Source organism: Amycolatopsis sp. cg9, assembly GCF_041346945.1.
Classification (GTDB): domain Bacteria; phylum Actinomycetota; class Actinomycetes; order Mycobacteriales; family Pseudonocardiaceae; genus Amycolatopsis.
Genome location: NZ_CP166850.1, coordinates 4,522,077 through 4,537,012, shown reverse-complemented (window position 1 = coordinate 4,537,012; position 14,936 = coordinate 4,522,077). Strand labels below are relative to the sequence as shown.

Below are 14,936 nucleotides of genomic sequence, written 5' to 3'. Positions count from 1 at the left end.
GCCCGACGCTGGTCACCATGACCACCACCGTCGTCGCCTTGACCCTGATCGTCGGCGTGCTGACCTTCGCCGCCGGCGCCTTCCTCGCCGCCGAGGTCGCCGTCCGCGTGCTCCGCCGCCGCGAACGCCTGGTCTCCGAAGAGCGCAGGAAGCTCAACGCCGCCTGGAACTACCTCCGGGAGGTCTACGGCGTCAAGAAACCGACCAAGCGTTAGAGCGGGGTGACGTACGCGCCGGAGATGCCGCCGTCGACCAGGAACTGCGAGGCCGTGATGAAGCTGGCGTCGTCGCTGGCCAGGAACGCCACCGCCGCCGCGATCTCCTCGGGCTCGGCGAACCGGCCGACCGGCACGTGGACCAGCCGCCGCGCCGCGCGTTCCGGGTCCTTCGCGAACAGCTCCTTGAGCAGCGGGGTGTTCACCGGGCCCGGGCAGAGCGCGTTGACGCGGATGTTCTCCCGCGCGAACTGGACGCCGAGCTCGCGGCTCATCGCGAGCACGCCGCCCTTGGACGCGGTGTAGGAGATCTGCGACGTCGCCGCGCCCATCACCGCGACGAACGAGGCCGTGTTGATGATGGATCCCTTGCCCTGGCGCTGCATGTGCGGCAGGACGGCCTTGCAGCAGTGGTACACCGACGTCAGGTTGACCCGCTGGACCTTCTCCCACGCCTCGATGCCGGTGGTCAGGATGGAGTCGTCCTCGGGCGGGGAGATGCCGGCGTTGTTGAACGCGACGTCGACCGAGCCGAACTGCTCGACCGTGCTGTGGAACAGGTTCTCGACCTGTTCGGCGTCGGTGACGTCGGTCTGGATGAACGCGCCGCCGATCTCGTCGGCGACCGCCTTGCCCAAGACCGGGGTCAGGTCCGCGATGACGACCTTCGCCCCTTCGCTCGCCAGGCGGCGGGCCGAGGCGAGCCCGATCCCGCTCGCCCCGCCGGTGATGACCGCCACGCGGCCTTCGAATCGCTGGACCATTACTCCTCCGTGCTCAGAAAGACGTTCTTGGTTTCGGTGAACGCCGCCGCGGCGTCGGGGCCCAGCTCGCGGCCGAGGCCGGACTGCTTGAACCCGCCGAACGGCGTCCAGTAGCGCACCGAAGAGTGCGAGTTGACCGAGAGGTTGCCCGCTTCGACGCCGCGCGCCACCCGGAACGCGCGGCCGGCGTCGCGGGTCCAGATCGACCCGGACAGGCCGTACTCGGTCGCGTTGGCCATGCGGACCGCGTCGGCCTCCTCCGCGAACGGCACGACGGCGACGACCGGGCCGAACACCTCCTCCGCCACGGCCGGGTGCCGCAGGTCGGGCGGGGTGAGGACGGTCGGCGGGAACCAGTGGCCGGGGCCGGCGGGCGCGCTGCCACGGAAGGCGACCGGCGCGTCGTCCGGCACGTAGGAAGCGACCTTCTCCCGGTGCGCGGCCGAGATCAGCGGGCCCATCTCGGTCTTCTCGTCGCCGGGGTCGCCCACGACGACGCCGTGCACCGCGGGTTCCAGCAGTTCCATGAACCGGTCGTGGACGCTCGCCTGCACCAGGATCAGCGACCGGGCGCAGCAGTCCTGGCCGGCGTTGTCGAAGACGCCGTAGGGCGCGGTCGCCGCGGCCTTCTCCAGGTCGGAGTCGGCGAAGACGATGTTCGCGTTCTTGCCGCCGAGCTCCAGCGTCACGCGCTTCACCTGCGCCGCGCAGCCGGCCATGATCTGCTTGCCGACCTCGGTGGAGCCGGTGAACACGACCTTGCGCACCGCCGGGTGCTCGACGAACCGCTGCCCCACCACGGATCCCTTGCCGGGCAGCACCTGGAAGACGTCCGCCGGGATGCCCGCCTCGCGCGCCAGCTCGGCCAGCCGGATCGCGGTCAGCGGCGTCAGCTCGGCGGGCTTGAGGACGACGGTGTTGCCGGCGGCGAGCGCGGGCGCGAAACCCCAGCCGGCGATCGGCATCGGGAAGTTCCACGGCACGATCACGCCGACCACGCCCAGTGGCTCCTGGAACGTGACGTTGACGCCGCCCGGCACCGGGATCTGCTTGCCGATCAGGCGTTCCGGCGCGGCGGAGTAGTAGTTGAGGACGTCCCGGACGTTGCCGGCCTCCCAGCGCGCGTTGCCGATGGTGTGCCCGGAGTTGGCGACCTCCAGCCGTGCGAGGTTCTCGATGTCGGCCTCGACGGCGTCGGCGAAGCGGCGCAACAGCCGCGCGCGGTCGCCGGGGGTGACGTCGCGCCAGGCCGGGAAGGCCGCGTGGGCGCGCGCGATCGCCGCGTCGGTCTCCTCCGCGCCGGTCAGCGGGACGGTCCGCACCACCTCCTCGGTGGCCGGGTTGAGAACGTCGAAGCTGCTGGTCATGCCCTCTCCTTGCTCGCGTCGACGAGGGCCGCGAAGAGCCGCACGTCGTCGCTGTCCTGCTCCGGGTGCCACTGGACGCCGAGGGTGAACTCGCCGGGTACCTCGGCGGCCTCGACCGTGCCGTCGGCGGCCCAGCCGACGGGTTCGAGCCCCGCGCCGAGCCGGTCGATCGCCTGGTGGTGGTAGCACAGCGTCTTGGTTTCCGAGCCGAGGATCGCCGCCGCCCGGCTCCCCTCGGCCAGGGTGACGGTGCCCCGGCCGAACGTCGCGGGCGCGGGCTGGTGCTCGGTGGTCCCCTTCGCCTCCGGCAGGTGCTGGACCAGGGTGCCGCCGAGGGCGACGCTGATCACCTGCAGGCCCCGGCACACGCCGAGCACCGGCTTGCCCGCCTTCCGCGCCGCTTCGAACAGGCCGAACTCGAAGGCGTCCCGGTTCGGCCGGACGTAGGTCGTGGGGTGCTGCTCCTGGCCGTAGCGCCCCGGCTCGACGTCGGCGCCACCGGTCAGCACCAGGCCATCCACAGTGGACACCAGCCGATCGTGTGCGTCGGACACCGGGGGCAGCAGCACCGGGATGCCCCCGGCGGCGACCACGCAGTCGACGTAGACCCGGTGCAGCAGCGCGGCTTCGGTCTCCCAGACCAGGAACTTCGCCGGTTCGAGGTAGCTGGTGAGGCCGATGACCGGCCTAGAGTCGTTCGAAGCCACGGACGAGCTCCCAGTCGGTGACGGCGGCGTTGTAGGCGGCCACCTCGATCTTCGCCGCGTTCAGGTAGTGGTCGACGACGTCGTCGCCGAACGCCTCGCGCGCGAGTTCGCTCTGCGCGAGGGCCGCGGCGGCCTCGGGCAGCGTGGTCGGCACCGTGGCCCGGTCGGAGTGGTAGGCGTTGCCGGTGAACGGCTCTTCCAGCTCCAGCTCGTTCTCGATGCCGTGCAGGCCCGCGGCGATCAGCGCGGCGACGGCCAGGTACGGGTTGACGTCCCCGCCCGGCACCCGGTTCTCGACGCGCAGCGACTCGCCGTGCCCGACGACGCGCAGCGCGCAGGTCCGGTTGTCGGTGCCCCAGGCGATCGCGGTCGGCGCGAAGCTGCCGGGCACGAACCGCTTGTAGGAGTTGATGTTCGGCGCCAGGAAGTACGTCAGCTCGTGCAGCGCGGCGAGCTGGCCGGCGAGGAACTGCTCCATCAGCTTCGAGAAGCCGTGCTCGCCGTCGCCCGCCAGGACGGCGCGGCCCTCGGTCGAGCGCAGGCTGATGTGGATGTGGCAGGAGTTGCCCTCGCGCTCGTTGTACTTCGCCATGAAGGTGAGGCTCTTGCCCTCCTGCGCGGCGATCTCCTTGGCGCCGTTCTTGTAGACGCTGTGGTTGTCGCACGTGCTCAGGGCGTCGGTGTAGCGGAAGGCGATCTCCTGCTGGCCGGGGTTGCACTCGCCCTTGGCGGACTCGGGGTAGAGCCCGGCGCCCGCCATGTCGTTGCGGATGCGGCGCAGCAGCGGCTCGAGGCGCGCGGTGCCGAGCATCGAGTAGTCCACGTTGTACTGGTTGGCGGGCTTGAGCCGGTGGTAGCGCTTGTCCCAGGCGGCTTCGTAGGTGTCGTCGAAGACGATGAACTCGAGTTCGGTGCCGACGAAGGCGGCGAGCCCCCGCTCGGCCAGCCGGTCGAGCTGACGGCGCAGGATCTGCCGCGGCGACACCGAGACCGGCCCGCCCTGCACGCGCTCGACGTCGGCGAGCACCAGCGCGGTGCCCTCCTGCCAGGGGATCTCGCGCAGGGTTTCGAGGTCGGGGCGGAGCACGAAGTCGCCGTAGCCGCTGTCCCAGGAGGAGAGCGCGTAGCCGTCGACGGTGTTCATGTCGACGTCGACGGCGAGGAGGTAGTTGCAGGCTTCGGTGGCGTGCCCGACGACCTCGTCGAGGAAGTACTCGGCCGAGCAGCGCTTGCCCTGCAGCCGCCCCTGCATGTCCGTGAGCGCGACGAGCACGGTGTCGATCGTGCCCGCGTCCACGCGCGCGCGGAGTTCGTCGAGCGTGAGCATGCCTCGCCTGCGTGCCATCGGTCGCCCCAAAGGTTTGATATGAATCCTTTGCCGGTTCTTCCTACCCGGTGAGCGGCGGCGGGTCAACTGGAACAAAGGTATTTTCTTGAACCATTGGTTGGGCCGCCGGTTTGTCCGTGATGCCCGGCTGAGAAGAGTCTGTGAATTCGTGCCGCCGGGAGGAAACCGGGATACTCCCACGTTGTACCGGGCAGGAGAGGTGAGATCGATGACCACAGCATTCACGCAGCAAGGCACGCTCGGACAGCAGCAGGCGCGGCCCCAGCTGCCGACCCTGCCCACCGGCTGGCCGATCGGTTCGTACGAGTCCTACGAGCAGGCGCAGCGCGCGGTCGACCACCTCGCGGGCGCGGACTTCCCGGTCACCGACGTCACGATCGTGGGCGTCGAGCCGATGCTGGTCGAGCGCATCGCGGGCAAGCTGTCCTGGGGCAAGGTGCTCGGCAGCGCGGCGACGTCCGGGGCGATGTTCGGTCTGTTCCTCGGCCTGGTCCTCAGCCTGCTCAACCCGGGCGCGGGCCTGGTCCCGATCGTCCTCGGGCTGGTGGCGGGCCTCGCGTTCAACCTGCTGTTCGGCGCGCTGGGCTACGCGGTGAACCGGAACAAGCGCGGGTTCGTCTCGCAGAGCCAGCTGGTGGCGCGCCGCTACGACGTGCTGTCCCAGCCCCGCAACGCCGAGAAGGGCCGCGCACTGCTGGCGGACCTCGCCGCACGCAGCGCGTTCGGCCACTGAGCCGAGAGTTCGAAGGCCGTCCCCCCGGGGGGGCGGCCTTCGTGCTGTCAGGGCTGGGCGGTGCCCACCGGTAGCGTGGAAAACGGGGGCTGCTCAGGTGCCCGAAGACACCGCCGTGTCCGGCGCCACCGCGGGATCCGGTGTCCCGTCCGGCCGGCCCGCCCGGAGCAGATCGCCCCACCGCGCCCGGTCGTAGCGGGCCGGGGGCGTCTCCGCCAGGAACTCCCGCAAGGTCTCCGCGAACCGCCCCGGGTCCGAGCGGTGCGGGAAGTGGCCGGCCCCCTCGAACAGCACCAGCCGGCTGCCCGGCATCGCCCGGTGCGCGCGCAGCGCGTGGCCGCTCGGCACCACCCGGTCGTGGGTCCCCCACACCAGCAGCGTCGGGATGCCCTCGGTCAGGTAGCAGCGGTCCAGCATGTTGACCACCTGCCCGCGCCAGTCGACGACCGAGCGCAGCGTCCGCAGGAACGCCGACCGCGTGCCCGGCTCGACCAGGCGGAGGTAGCGCGTCACCACGTAGTCGAGGTCCTCGGAGATCCGCAGCAGCTCGGCGAACCCGCGCAGCACCGGCAGCGCCGGCCGCGCGCCCAGCAGGGGCAGCACCAGTCCCGCGCCCGGTGCCGCCGCCAGCCGCAGCAGCGGGTGGACGCCCGCCCCGACGCCGCCCGAGCCGACCAGCACCAGGCGTTCGCAGCGTTCCGGGAACTGGTAGGCGAACTGCATCGCGACGCCGCCGCCGAGGGAGTGCCCGACCACCGTCACCCGGTCGACGTCGAGCGTCGTCAGCAGGTCGCGCATGCCGCACGCGTAGGCGGCGACCGAGTAGTCCGCGCGCGGTTTCGCCGAGAACCCGTGGCCGAGGAGGTCGGGCGCGATGACCGTGAAGTCGTCCGCCAGTTCCGCCAGCAGCTCGAGCCACGTCGACGAGTCGTCGCCGATCCCGTGCAGGAACAGCACCGCCGGGCCGCGTCCGGCCATCCGGTAGGCGCGCTCGTACCCGTGGACCACCCGGGTCCGCGGGGCGAAGGCGTCCGAGAGCACCCGCTCAGCTCAGCACGCCCGCGTTCTCGGGACGTTTCCGGCGCGTTCGGATCGGGTGAACGCCGGGAGCGGGCCCCGACCCGCGCTCCCGGCGTCCGTTCCCCCTTACTTCGTCGGCGTCGGCGTGGCCGGCGCGGACGAAGAAGTGGTGGGCGGCGGCGTCGCCGAAGCGGACGGCGGGACCGTCACCTTCGGGATGGCCGCGCTGAAGGGCACCCCCGCGTCCTCGCGGCAGGCGGAGCGGGACCCGTTGTAGCCGTTGTAGTTGCCCTGGCTGTCGGTGACGCCCTGCTCGATCTTCGGCCGCGGGAACCGGTTGTCCTCGCCGATCTTCTCCTTGGTGCCGCTCGAACGTTCGCAGCCGTAGCGGGTCAGCGCCAGCGGCCGGCCCTGCTCGTCGTAGAGGTAGACCTCGGTCAGCGGCCTGCCCTCGGCGTCGAACGCGTAGACGTTCTCGACCTCCTGGCCGCCGTAGGTGAGCTGCTCGTTGCCGTACCGGTCGGACGACGAGGGGTAGTACGACGCCGACTGCGGCGGGGAGTACCGGTTCGAGATGAGGTCGACCGCGGCGCCGAACCCGCCGAGCGCGCCGCCGATGACGAACGCCGAAACCGGCACGGCCAGCCACAGCAGCCGCCGGTCGCCGCGCACCCGCGGGCCGGCCCACACGATCCCGGCCCCGGCCACGAGCAGGAACGGCAGCAGCAGCACGGCGCTGCGCTGGCGCATCATCAGCAGGACGCCGAAGGCGAGCAGCACCACGGCGCACAGCACCCACCACGCCGGCTTCATCGAGCCCAGCCAGCGCAGCACCTTCCCGGTGTCGTCCTGCTCGCGCCCCTTCGCCAATGTGGTCCGCACCCAGCCGACCTCCGGCAGCGCCAGCACCGGCTCGACCCCGCCGCGCAGCAGCAGCGCGAGGCTGATCAGGAACACCGGCAGGAACAGCAGCAGCCCGAGGAGCACGTCGGGGTCGACGCTGATCGCGGCGCCGAACGCCAGCAGCGCGAGCCCGATCGCGCAGACGACCAGGCCCCACAACGCGATCCGCGGCTTCGCCAGGCTGGGCGCGGCCGCCGTCGTGATCACCTGCGTCGCGCCCTCCCCCGCCGGCGGGTACCCGCCGGACGCGCGCAGCTCGGCGGCGTAGCTCTCGGGCGTCCCGAGCCGTTCGATCAGGGCCTCGACGCGGGCGCCTTCCCCGAGTTCGGCCTCCAGTTCCGCCAGGTGCGGGCGGACGTCCTCGAGGATCTCTTCGATCTCGCTCGCGGGCAGGTCGGCGAGCGCGGTGCGGACCCGCGCCAGATACACCCGCACGGCGGTCGGCTTCTCGCTCATGCTGCCTCTCCCAAAAGCGCGTTCATCGTCACGGCGAAGCTCTGCCAGGTCTTGCCCGACTCCGCGAGCCGCGCCCGGCCCGGCTCGTTCAGGCTGTAGTACTTGCGGTGCGGGCCCTCTTCACTGGGCACCACGTACGAAGTGAGCAGGCCGGCCTTGTAGAGCCGGCGCAGCGTTCCGTACACCGACGCGTCCCCCACCTCTTCCAGGCCCGCGGTCCTGAGTCTTCGCAGGACGTCGTACCCGTAGCCGTCTTCGTCGCGGAGCACCGCGAGGACGGCGAGATCGAGCACCCCTTTGAGCAGCTGACTGATCTCCACTGCACCCTCCAGTCTTACGCTTGGGAAGGTACCACGCATTGCGTAGTAGTGCGCACGGCGGAGGGCCGTACGGGCGTGTCGGGCTGTTCTCAGGCTCCCGTGTCGACCGGGCGCTCGAAGAAGGATTCGAGGACGACGATGGTCTGCGTGCCGGTGACACCGTCGATCGCGAAGAGCCGGCGCAGCGACGCCTGGAGCTCCTCGGTCGTCGCCGTGCGCACCTTGACCAGCAGCGACGCGGGGCCGGCGATCACGTGCGCCTCCACCACCTCGGGCAGCGCTTCGAGGGCTTCGCGCACCGGCCGGTCGCCCATCCACGCGTTCGCGTCGACGAGGACGAACGCCGCGACCCCGCGCCCGACGGCGGCCGGGTCGACGTCGACGGTGGTCCGCCGGATCACGTCCTGCTCGCGCAGCTTGCGCACGCGCTCGTGGGCCGCCCCGGCGGAGAGCCCGACGGCCTTGCCGAGCGCGGCGTACGCCTGCGTCGCGTCTCGCTGCAGTTCAGCGAGCAGCATGCGATCCACGTCGTCCATGACTTGACCATATCAGGTTCGGCGATCCATGCTGTTCACAGAATCTCATTGGGGGTGGCCGGAATGGATCTGATCAAGACCGAGTTCGAGGTGCTGGACGAGCGGTTCAAGCGCGTCAACGGCGACGAGTGGACGCAGCGCCTGCACACCGGCTGCCGCTGGACCGAGGGCCCGGCGTACTTCCCGGCCGGCCGCTACCTGCTGTTCAGCGACATCCCGAACGACCGCACCCTGCGCTGGGACGAGACGACGGGCCGGGTCGGCGTCTTCCGGCAGCCGTCGCACTACTCGAACGGGCACACCGTCGACCGCCACGGACGGCTGATCAGCTGCGAACAGGGCCTTCGCCGCGTGACGCGCACGGAGCACGACGGCTCGATCACGGTGCTGGCGTCGGAGTTCCGGGGGAAGCGGCTGAACAGCCCGAACGACGTCGTCGAGCACTCGGACGGGTCAATCTGGTTCACCGACCCGAGTTACGGCATCGACAGCGACTACGAGGGGTACCGCGCGGAGAGCGAGATCGGCGGCTGCCACGTGTACCGCGTGGCCCCGTCGGGCGAGGTCCGGATCGTCGCGGACGACTTCTCGCGCCCGAACGGGCTGGCGTTTTCGGCGGACGAGTCGCTGGTGTACATCGCGGACACCCGCCAGGACCCCAGCCACATCAGGGTGTTCCGGGTCGGCTCGGACGGGACGCTGGCCGGCGGGGAGGTCTTCGCGACGAGCGACGCCGGCGGGTTCGACGGCGTGCGCGTCGACGCGGACGGCCGGGTCTGGGCGGCCGCGCACGACGGGCTGCACTGCTTCGACCCGGACGGCACGAGGATCGGCAAGCTGCGGATCCCGGAGATCTGCTCGAACCTGACGTTCGGCGGGGCGCGGGGGAACGAGCTGTTCATCACGGCGTCGAGTTCGGTGTACACGCTGAGGGTGACGGTGAACGGGGCCCGCTACCCGCGCTGACCTCCGGCCTCATGCGCCCCAATGTGGCGTTCGGTGCGCTGGACGCACCGAACGCCACATTGGGTGCGCTGGACGCACCCAACGCCACATTGGGGTGCTTGCCGAGACCGGGTGCAGGCGAGCGTGGCCTCGCGGACGCGTGCCACCACCGTGTCGCGCTGCCAGGCTCGGCTCACCTGGACCAGCCAGGCCGCTTCGGCCGCGACGTCCGCCTCGGCGTCGGGCAGGGTCGCGGGCGTGGCCTTCGCCGGGTCGAAGCGGCGGCCCGCGCGGCCCGCTTCGATCGCCGCCGCGAGGGTCACCGCCTCGACCGTGGCCGGCAGGTCCGCTTCGCTCACTCCCTCGTCGCGGGCCGCTTTCTCGGCTCGGGCCGGGAGGTCCGGGTCGAAGTGGGCGCGCAGGGCGAGGTGGCCGTCGCGGATTTCGATGACGCGGCGGTACAGCGCGAACTCCGGGCCGCCCGCCAGTTCGCGGCCCGGGTCCAGGACGATGCCCGGGACCGCCGCGCGCAGGGCCGTCCACAGTGGCTCGATGCGGCGGTACGCCCGGTAGGCCCTGACCCGGCCGATCACCGACGAGACCGCCGGTGACCAGGCGCTGAGCGTCGCGCCCGCCGTCACGAAACCGATCGTCGCGGCGGCGAGGACCGAGGACGGCAGGTCTTCGCGGGCGCCGATGCGGGCCGTCTCGGCGAGGCGGCGGACGTCGTCGACGTCCCAGAACGTCCACGCGAACGCCGCGCCCACGCCGACGACCAGCAGCCACAGCCCGGCGCGCAGCGGTCCCGGCTCCGCGTGCCGCGCGCTGCGGACGAACACCGCGAACAGCAGCCCGAGGCTGATCAGGCTGTACAGCAGGAACAACGCCTTGTCGGCGAGCGCGAACGGCAGCGAGGCGGGCGAGAACACGGTGTCGTCGCCGACGCGTCGCGGGTCCGACAGCGTGAAGCACACCGCGAGCAGCACCATCGTCGCGCCGGTGAACAGCGCGTGCGGCAGCAGGCGGGCGCCCTCGCCGCGCCACACCGACTGCGTGAAGGCGACGGCGAACCCGATCGCGCCCAGCTTCAGCTCGTCGCCGGCCAGGCTGAGGACCCACTCGGCCACCGGGCCCGGGCCGACGAGGGCCGTCATCGCCGGCGTCAGCACCATGATGCCGGTGGCGATGCAGATGCCGAACCCGGCGAGGAACCACATCGTCCGCACCGGCTGGCTGCGGCGCGCCTCGACGAGCTTGTACCCGAACCCGGCGAAGCCCACCACGCACAGCAGGTAGGCCAAGGTCTCGATCACGGCGAACGGCGGCGGGACCGGCCGAACAGCGAATCGAAGCGCTGCACGCCTTCGGGCACGTCGGCGGCCGGCTCGCGCCGTTCCTCCGGCCGCACGACGCGCTGCGCGAGCAGGCTCGCGACCAGCTCGGCTTCCTGCTCCTCGACCTCGCTGTAGGTGGTCCGCCCGAGCACGCGCCGCACCAGCTCGGGCGAAAGGTGCGGCATCAGCTGACGCCCGGCGGCGGCGTCGATGGCCACGCCGTCGGCCCCGGCATCGGAACCGACGTGGCCGCACAGCAGGTGCCCGACCTCGTGCAGCAGGATGTGCCGCCGGTGCAGCGCGGTCGTGTTGGTCGGGTAGAGGATGTAGTCGGCGCGCTCGGTGCTCATCAGCAACCCGCAGGGCGCGCCTTCGGGAGCGCTGACCGGCATGAGCTCGATGGGCCGCCCGCGCTCGGCGGCCAGCCCGGCGACGAACGCCTCGGCATCGAACGGCTCCGGCAGGCTGACGGCGTCGGCGACGTGCCGAGCCCGCCGCCACAACGCACGGCCCGGCCGCCGCAAGGATGGTTGCCGCACTTTCAGGCCTCCTCCACCACGCCCCGCACGAACGGCTCCGGCCGGTTCAACGCGGCGGACCCCGCGGGGATACGCGGCCAGAGCACCTTCGGACGCGCAGGTCCCGAGCCGGGTTCCGCCCCACCGAATCGGACACCCGGACGGCCCAGTCCCCCCGGCGCGACGGTATCCCACGGGCCCGGTCCCGCGAGCGGGGGCCGGTTCCGGTCCGCGAGCGGAGTGGCGGCCGAAGGGGCCGGGACTCCGAGCGGGAGGTAATGCCGCCGGCACGACCTCGCCCGCCGAGGGGCGCCCGGCCGGCGTGGGACTTCGAGCGGAAAGCGGCCTGGCCGGCTCAACCCCACGAGGGGAGTGGCACCCGGCCGCGGCAAGACCCCGCGCGGAACGTGACCTCGCCGGCTCAACCCCACGAGCGAGCCAGCCCACGACCGACGCAAAGCTTCGAGCGGAAAGCGACCTCGCCGGCTCAACCCCACGAGCGAGCCAGCCCACGACCGACGCAAAGCTTCGAGCGGAAAGCGACCTCGCCGGCTCAACCCCACGAGCGAGCCAGCCCACGACCGACGCAAAGCTTCGAGCGGAAAGCGACCTCGCCGGCTCAACCCCACGAGCGAGCCAGCCCACGACCGACGCAAAGCTTCGAGCGGAAAGCGACCTCGCCGGCTCAACCCCACGAGCGAGCCAGCCCACGACCGACGCAAAGCTTCGAGCGGAAAGCGACCTCGCCGGCTCAACCCCACGAGCGAGCCAGCCCGCGACCGACGCAAGGCTTCGAGCGGAAAGCGACCTGGCCGGCTCAACCCCACGAGGGGAGTGGCACCCGGCCGCGGCAATAACCCGCGCGGAAGGCGACCTCGCCGGCATGACCCCGCGAGCCGAGCAGCGCCCGGCGCCGAGCGCCGGCTCCCAGTGGAACTCCCCGTCCACAAACCTGTGCCGCTCGGCGGGACAGCGGGGACCGGCACCTCAGCTCTCCTTCTTCGGGGCGCCGCGGCCGGCCTCCCTTCGGGCGATCGCGTCGATCATGTCGCTGATCGTGTCGAGACCGTCGGCCGAGAGGGTGACCGCGCGCAGGGCCAGGTCGCGGACGCCCGCGTCGCGCAGGGCGCCCAGCAGGGCCAGCTCCTCGGCGATCTTCTTGCTCTGCTCGTCGTCGAAGAAGTATGCCGGAGGCACTCCGAAGAACCTGGCGAGTGCTTCGAGGTGGCGCTTGGTCGGGTTGTCGCGGCGGCCCGTGCGCAGCTGCCACAGGTACGTCGTCGAAAAGCTTTCGCCCGTTGCCTCGCGGCAGGCCTTCGCGACCTCTTCATTGCTGTACGGCTCCCGATCGGGTCTGCGGACCACGTGGAACAGCCGGTCGATCTTGTCGGCCAGCGTCGACTTTCCGGGCTCCTTGACCACGATGCACTCCCTCAGCTGCCAGGCGTATTCATCTTAGCTGAAAGGCAAACACCATTTATCTACGCAAGTTTGGCCCGGGGCCTCGGCTGGCACCGCGGGCAGGAGAACGACGACCGGTTCATGAACGGCTCCCGCCGGATCGCCGTGCCGCAGCGGTGGCACGGGAGGCCTTCCTGGCCGTACGCGTCCAGGGACCGGTCGAAGTAGCCGGACTGCCCGTTCACGTTCACGTACAGCGCGTCGAACGACGTGCCGCCCGCGCCCAGTGCCGCGTTCATCACGTCCGAGGCCGCCGACAGCAGCTCGCGCACCTTCGCCGTCGTCAGCTTCTCGGTCGGGCGGGCCCAGTGGAGGCGGGCGCGCCACAGGGCCTCGTCCGCGTAGATGTTGCCGATGCCCGACACCAGGGTCTGGTCGAGCAGGGCCCGCTTGACCTCGGTGCGCCGGGACTTCAGCGCGCGCACCGCCGCGTCGAGGTCGAACTCCGGGTCCATCGGGTCGCGGGCGATGTGCGCGATCGTGTCCGGGAGCAGCACGTCGTTGAGGTCGTCGAGGGCCAGGCCGCCGAACGTCCGCTGGTCGACGAAGCGCAGCTCCGGCCCGTCGTCGTCGAAGCGCAGGCGGACCCGCAGGTGCTTCTCGTCCGGCGCGCCCTCGGGCTGGACGAGCATCTGCCCGCTCATCCCGAGGTGCGCCAGCAGCGCCTCCTTGTCCGACAGCTCGAGCCACAGGTACTTGCCGCGGCGTCGCGCCGCCTCGACGCGGGTGCCGCTGAGCCGCCGTGTGAAGTCCTCCGCGCCCAGCGCGTGCCGTCGGATGGCGCGCGGGTGGAGGACCTCCGCCTCGCGGATGGTCCGGCCCGCCACGTGCACCTGCAGGCCCACGCGGACGACTTCGACCTCGGGGAGTTCGGGCATACCGCCATTGTGCCCGCCGGGTACGACAGTTTTCGCAACGGCGCTACGGCGCGGTGGGCCCGACGTCCGCCTTCGTCAGCGGCACCCGGGTCGTGCCCGAAGCGAAGTACTCGTCGGCGCCGACGTCGTACGCGCCGGCGCGGGCCTGAAGGTCGAAGTCCTTCGCGGCGGACGGGTACGAACCCACCCCGGCGTCGATCGCCGGGCTCCCGGCGGCCAGCCGGTACAGCCCGGCCGCGTCCTTCACCAGCTTCGGGTCGACCGACCGGGACGGGATGCCCGCGGTGCCGCCGGAGGTGATGTTGCCCTCGTACTTCACGGTCGACCCGCTCGGCAGCGTCACCAGCGTGCCGGAGGTCCCCTTCACGATGTTGTCCGCGACCACGCAGTCCTTCGGCTTGAAGTCGCCGCCGTCGCCGTCGATCACGCTGTTCGACCCCAGCACCGTGTTGTACGCGACCGTCACCCGATCGGGTCGGTCGTGGAGCTTGCTCGTCGGGCCGCTGTCGGCTTCGTCGCCGGAGCCGAACACGATCGCGCGGTCACCGCTGTTCGCGACGTAGTTGTTCACGATCTTGTGGTCGTTGCCGTGGAACCGGATGCCCGAGCCGAACAGCAGGTTGCCCTCGACGACGCTGCGGTTGCCGTGGCGCAGCACGATGTAGCCCTTGCTGTCGCGGATCGTGTTGTACCGCACCACGTTGTCGGACGACTTGACCGAAACGGCCTCGCTGTCGCCGTCCGCCTTCTCGAAGAGGTTGTTCTCGATCAGCGCGTTCGCCGAGTACGACTGGCGGTCGCTGAGCCCCAGCCGGATCGACTCGCCGCCGTTCGAGCCGGTGAACTGGTGGTTGTAGAAGTAGTTGTGGTGCACGTGGACGTGCTTCGCCATGCCGCCGGACGGCCCGAGGATCTGCAGGAACACGCCCTGGCTGGTGCGGTTCTGGAAGACGTTGCGGTCGAGGACGGTGTCATCGCCGCTGACCGTCACCCAGTTGCCGTCGGTCGTGAGCTGGAAGTCGTTGCGGGTCAGGCGGTTGTTCGACGCGCCGGCCGGGACGGTCAGCGAAGCGCCGCCCCGGAACTTGAACCCCCGCAGCACCACGTTCGAGACGTCGCTCGCGAAGGCGAACGTCTTGGCGCCGGTGATGGTGGCCTGGCCGGTGTGCTCGGCGGCGACGGTCACCGGCGCGGATGCCGTGCCGGACCGCTTGATCGACAGCGTCGAACTCGCGGAGTAGGAACCGTCGGCGAGCGTGATCGTGTCGCCGGGATTCGCCTTGTCCAGCGCGGACTGCAGCGCCGACAGCGAAGTGACCCGGATCGGTGCGGCCGACGCCGCCGGCCCGGGGACGACGACGAGCGCCGCCGCGATCAGGGGAACGAAGAACAGACGCATCCGCCCTACCTCTCAGTCTTTGCGAGCGCGGC

Annotated in this window: 16 protein-coding genes; 3 read left to right on the top strand and 13 right to left on the bottom strand. The window is 71.3% G+C overall.

The features are described from left to right. Positions 1 to 17 precede the first annotated feature (17 nt). Positions 18 to 215, top strand: coding sequence for a hypothetical protein (locus AB5J73_RS21740; protein ID WP_370971686.1), 198 nt, complete (start codon positions 18 to 20; stop codon positions 213 to 215). Here the strand turns inward: AB5J73_RS21740 and AB5J73_RS21735 are convergent. The 4 genes from AB5J73_RS21735 to AB5J73_RS21720 are packed head-to-tail and all read right to left on the bottom strand — an operon-like array spanning position 212 to position 4,398. Next, positions 212 to 979, bottom strand: coding sequence for a 3-oxoacyl-ACP reductase (locus AB5J73_RS21735; RefSeq protein ID WP_086863328.1), 768 nt, complete (start codon positions 977 to 979; stop codon positions 212 to 214). The two genes, AB5J73_RS21740 and AB5J73_RS21735, sit on opposite strands and share 4 nt — an antisense overlap. Then, positions 979 to 2,346: an aldehyde dehydrogenase gene (locus AB5J73_RS21730; protein WP_370971685.1), complete on the bottom strand. Its 1,368-nt coding sequence runs from the start codon at positions 2,344 to 2,346 to the stop codon at positions 979 to 981. Before AB5J73_RS21730 ends, AB5J73_RS21735 begins: the two co-directional genes overlap by 1 nt. Continuing rightward, positions 2,343 to 3,053, bottom strand: a complete 711-nt coding sequence (locus AB5J73_RS21725) for a gamma-glutamyl-gamma-aminobutyrate hydrolase family protein (protein WP_370971683.1) — start codon at positions 3,051 to 3,053, stop codon at positions 2,343 to 2,345. The genes AB5J73_RS21730 and AB5J73_RS21725 overlap by 4 nt, the downstream gene beginning before the upstream one ends. Continuing rightward, positions 3,034 to 4,398 (bottom strand): glutamine synthetase family protein, encoded by a 1,365-nt coding sequence (locus tag AB5J73_RS21720; protein ID WP_370971681.1) that lies wholly within the window; start codon positions 4,396 to 4,398, stop codon positions 3,034 to 3,036. The genes AB5J73_RS21725 and AB5J73_RS21720 overlap by 20 nt, the downstream gene beginning before the upstream one ends. Positions 4,399 to 4,609: 211 nt before the next feature. Between AB5J73_RS21720 and AB5J73_RS21715 the strand changes: the two genes are divergently transcribed. Further along, complete coding sequence (locus tag AB5J73_RS21715) at positions 4,610 to 5,134, top strand: general stress protein (RefSeq protein WP_370971679.1); 525 nt, start codon at positions 4,610 to 4,612, stop codon at positions 5,132 to 5,134. Positions 5,135 to 5,227: 93 nt separating this feature from the next. Here the strand turns inward: AB5J73_RS21715 and AB5J73_RS21710 are convergent, their stop codons facing one another. The 4 genes from AB5J73_RS21710 to AB5J73_RS21695 all read right to left on the bottom strand — a co-directional run bounded on the left by AB5J73_RS21710 (position 5,228) and on the right by AB5J73_RS21695 (position 8,369). Further along, positions 5,228 to 6,112 carry an alpha/beta fold hydrolase gene (locus AB5J73_RS21710; RefSeq protein ID WP_370973266.1) on the bottom strand — a complete coding sequence of 295 codons (885 nt, stop codon included), beginning with the start codon at positions 6,110 to 6,112 and terminating at the stop codon, positions 5,228 to 5,230. Between the two features lie 168 nt (positions 6,113 to 6,280). Next, positions 6,281 to 7,513, bottom strand: coding sequence for a DUF1700 domain-containing protein (locus tag AB5J73_RS21705; RefSeq protein ID WP_370971677.1), 1,233 nt, complete (start codon positions 7,511 to 7,513; stop codon positions 6,281 to 6,283). Then, positions 7,510 to 7,833 (bottom strand): PadR family transcriptional regulator, encoded by a 324-nt coding sequence (locus tag AB5J73_RS21700; RefSeq protein WP_086860348.1) that lies wholly within the window; start codon positions 7,831 to 7,833, stop codon positions 7,510 to 7,512. Before AB5J73_RS21700 ends, AB5J73_RS21705 begins: the two co-directional genes overlap by 4 nt. A gap of 89 nt (positions 7,834 to 7,922) precedes the next feature. After that, entirely contained in the window at positions 7,923 to 8,369 is a 447-nt protein-coding gene (locus AB5J73_RS21695; RefSeq protein WP_370971675.1) for an Lrp/AsnC family transcriptional regulator, read from the bottom strand. 63 nt (positions 8,370 to 8,432) lie between these two features. On the opposite strand from AB5J73_RS21695, the gene AB5J73_RS21690 reads away from it, so the two are divergent. After that, on the top strand, positions 8,433 to 9,335 hold the full coding sequence (locus AB5J73_RS21690; protein ID WP_370971673.1) for an SMP-30/gluconolactonase/LRE family protein: 903 nt from the start codon (positions 8,433 to 8,435) through the stop codon (positions 9,333 to 9,335). On the opposite strand, the gene AB5J73_RS21685 is transcribed toward AB5J73_RS21690, so the two are convergent. The 5 genes from AB5J73_RS21685 to AB5J73_RS21665 all read right to left on the bottom strand — a co-directional run bounded on the left by AB5J73_RS21685 (position 9,323) and on the right by AB5J73_RS21665 (position 14,904). Continuing rightward, the gene (locus AB5J73_RS21685) at positions 9,323 to 10,627 is read right to left on the bottom strand and encodes an MAB_1171c family putative transporter (RefSeq protein ID WP_370971672.1); all 1,305 of its coding nucleotides are present in this window, start codon (positions 10,625 to 10,627) and stop codon (positions 9,323 to 9,325) included. The two genes, AB5J73_RS21690 and AB5J73_RS21685, sit on opposite strands and share 13 nt — an antisense overlap. After that, a complete protein-coding gene (locus AB5J73_RS21680) occupies positions 10,624 to 11,172 on the bottom strand; it encodes a hypothetical protein (protein ID WP_370973264.1) in 549 nt (182 codons plus the stop codon). The genes AB5J73_RS21685 and AB5J73_RS21680 overlap by 4 nt, the downstream gene beginning before the upstream one ends. 981 nt (positions 11,173 to 12,153) lie before the next feature. Next, entirely contained in the window at positions 12,154 to 12,588 is a 435-nt protein-coding gene (locus tag AB5J73_RS21675) for a helix-turn-helix domain-containing protein (RefSeq protein WP_370971670.1), read from the bottom strand. A 59-nt stretch (positions 12,589 to 12,647) separates the two neighbouring features. Further along, positions 12,648 to 13,505 carry a bifunctional DNA-formamidopyrimidine glycosylase/DNA-(apurinic or apyrimidinic site) lyase gene (mutM, locus tag AB5J73_RS21670; RefSeq protein ID WP_370971668.1) on the bottom strand — a complete coding sequence of 286 codons (858 nt, stop codon included), beginning with the start codon at positions 13,503 to 13,505 and terminating at the stop codon, positions 12,648 to 12,650. A gap of 43 nt (positions 13,506 to 13,548) precedes the next feature. After that, a complete protein-coding gene (locus AB5J73_RS21665; RefSeq protein WP_370971666.1) occupies positions 13,549 to 14,904 on the bottom strand; it encodes a chondroitinase-B domain-containing protein in 1,356 nt (451 codons plus the stop codon). Positions 14,905 to 14,936: the final 32 nt, after the last annotated feature.

What these genes read in the sequence shown, in the direction of transcription:
- AB5J73_RS21740 (WP_370971686.1), top strand. Translation starts at nt 18, where the DNA reads ATGACCACCACCGTCGTCGCCTTGACCCTGATCGTCGGCGTGCTGACC.
- AB5J73_RS21735 (WP_086863328.1), bottom strand. Translation starts at nt 979, where the DNA reads ATGGTCCAGCGATTCGAAGGCCGCGTGGCGGTCATCACCGGCGGGGCG.
- AB5J73_RS21730 (WP_370971685.1), bottom strand. Translation starts at nt 2,346, where the DNA reads ATGACCAGCAGCTTCGACGTTCTCAACCCGGCCACCGAGGAGGTGGTG.
- AB5J73_RS21720 (WP_370971681.1), bottom strand. Translation starts at nt 4,398, where the DNA reads ATGGCACGCAGGCGAGGCATGCTCACGCTCGACGAACTCCGCGCGCGC.
- AB5J73_RS21715 (WP_370971679.1), top strand. Translation starts at nt 4,610, where the DNA reads ATGACCACAGCATTCACGCAGCAAGGCACGCTCGGACAGCAGCAGGCG.
- AB5J73_RS21710 (WP_370973266.1), bottom strand. Translation starts at nt 6,112, where the DNA reads ATGGCCGGACGCGGCCCGGCGGTGCTGTTCCTGCACGGGATCGGCGAC.
- AB5J73_RS21705 (WP_370971677.1), bottom strand. Translation starts at nt 7,513, where the DNA reads ATGAGCGAGAAGCCGACCGCCGTGCGGGTGTATCTGGCGCGGGTCCGC.
- AB5J73_RS21695 (WP_370971675.1), bottom strand. Translation starts at nt 8,369, where the DNA reads ATGGACGACGTGGATCGCATGCTGCTCGCTGAACTGCAGCGAGACGCG.
- AB5J73_RS21690 (WP_370971673.1), top strand. Translation starts at nt 8,433, where the DNA reads ATGGATCTGATCAAGACCGAGTTCGAGGTGCTGGACGAGCGGTTCAAG.
- mutM (WP_370971668.1), bottom strand. Translation starts at nt 13,505, where the DNA reads ATGCCCGAACTCCCCGAGGTCGAAGTCGTCCGCGTGGGCCTGCAGGTG.
- AB5J73_RS21665 (WP_370971666.1), bottom strand. Translation starts at nt 14,904, where the DNA reads ATGCGTCTGTTCTTCGTTCCCCTGATCGCGGCGGCGCTCGTCGTCGTC.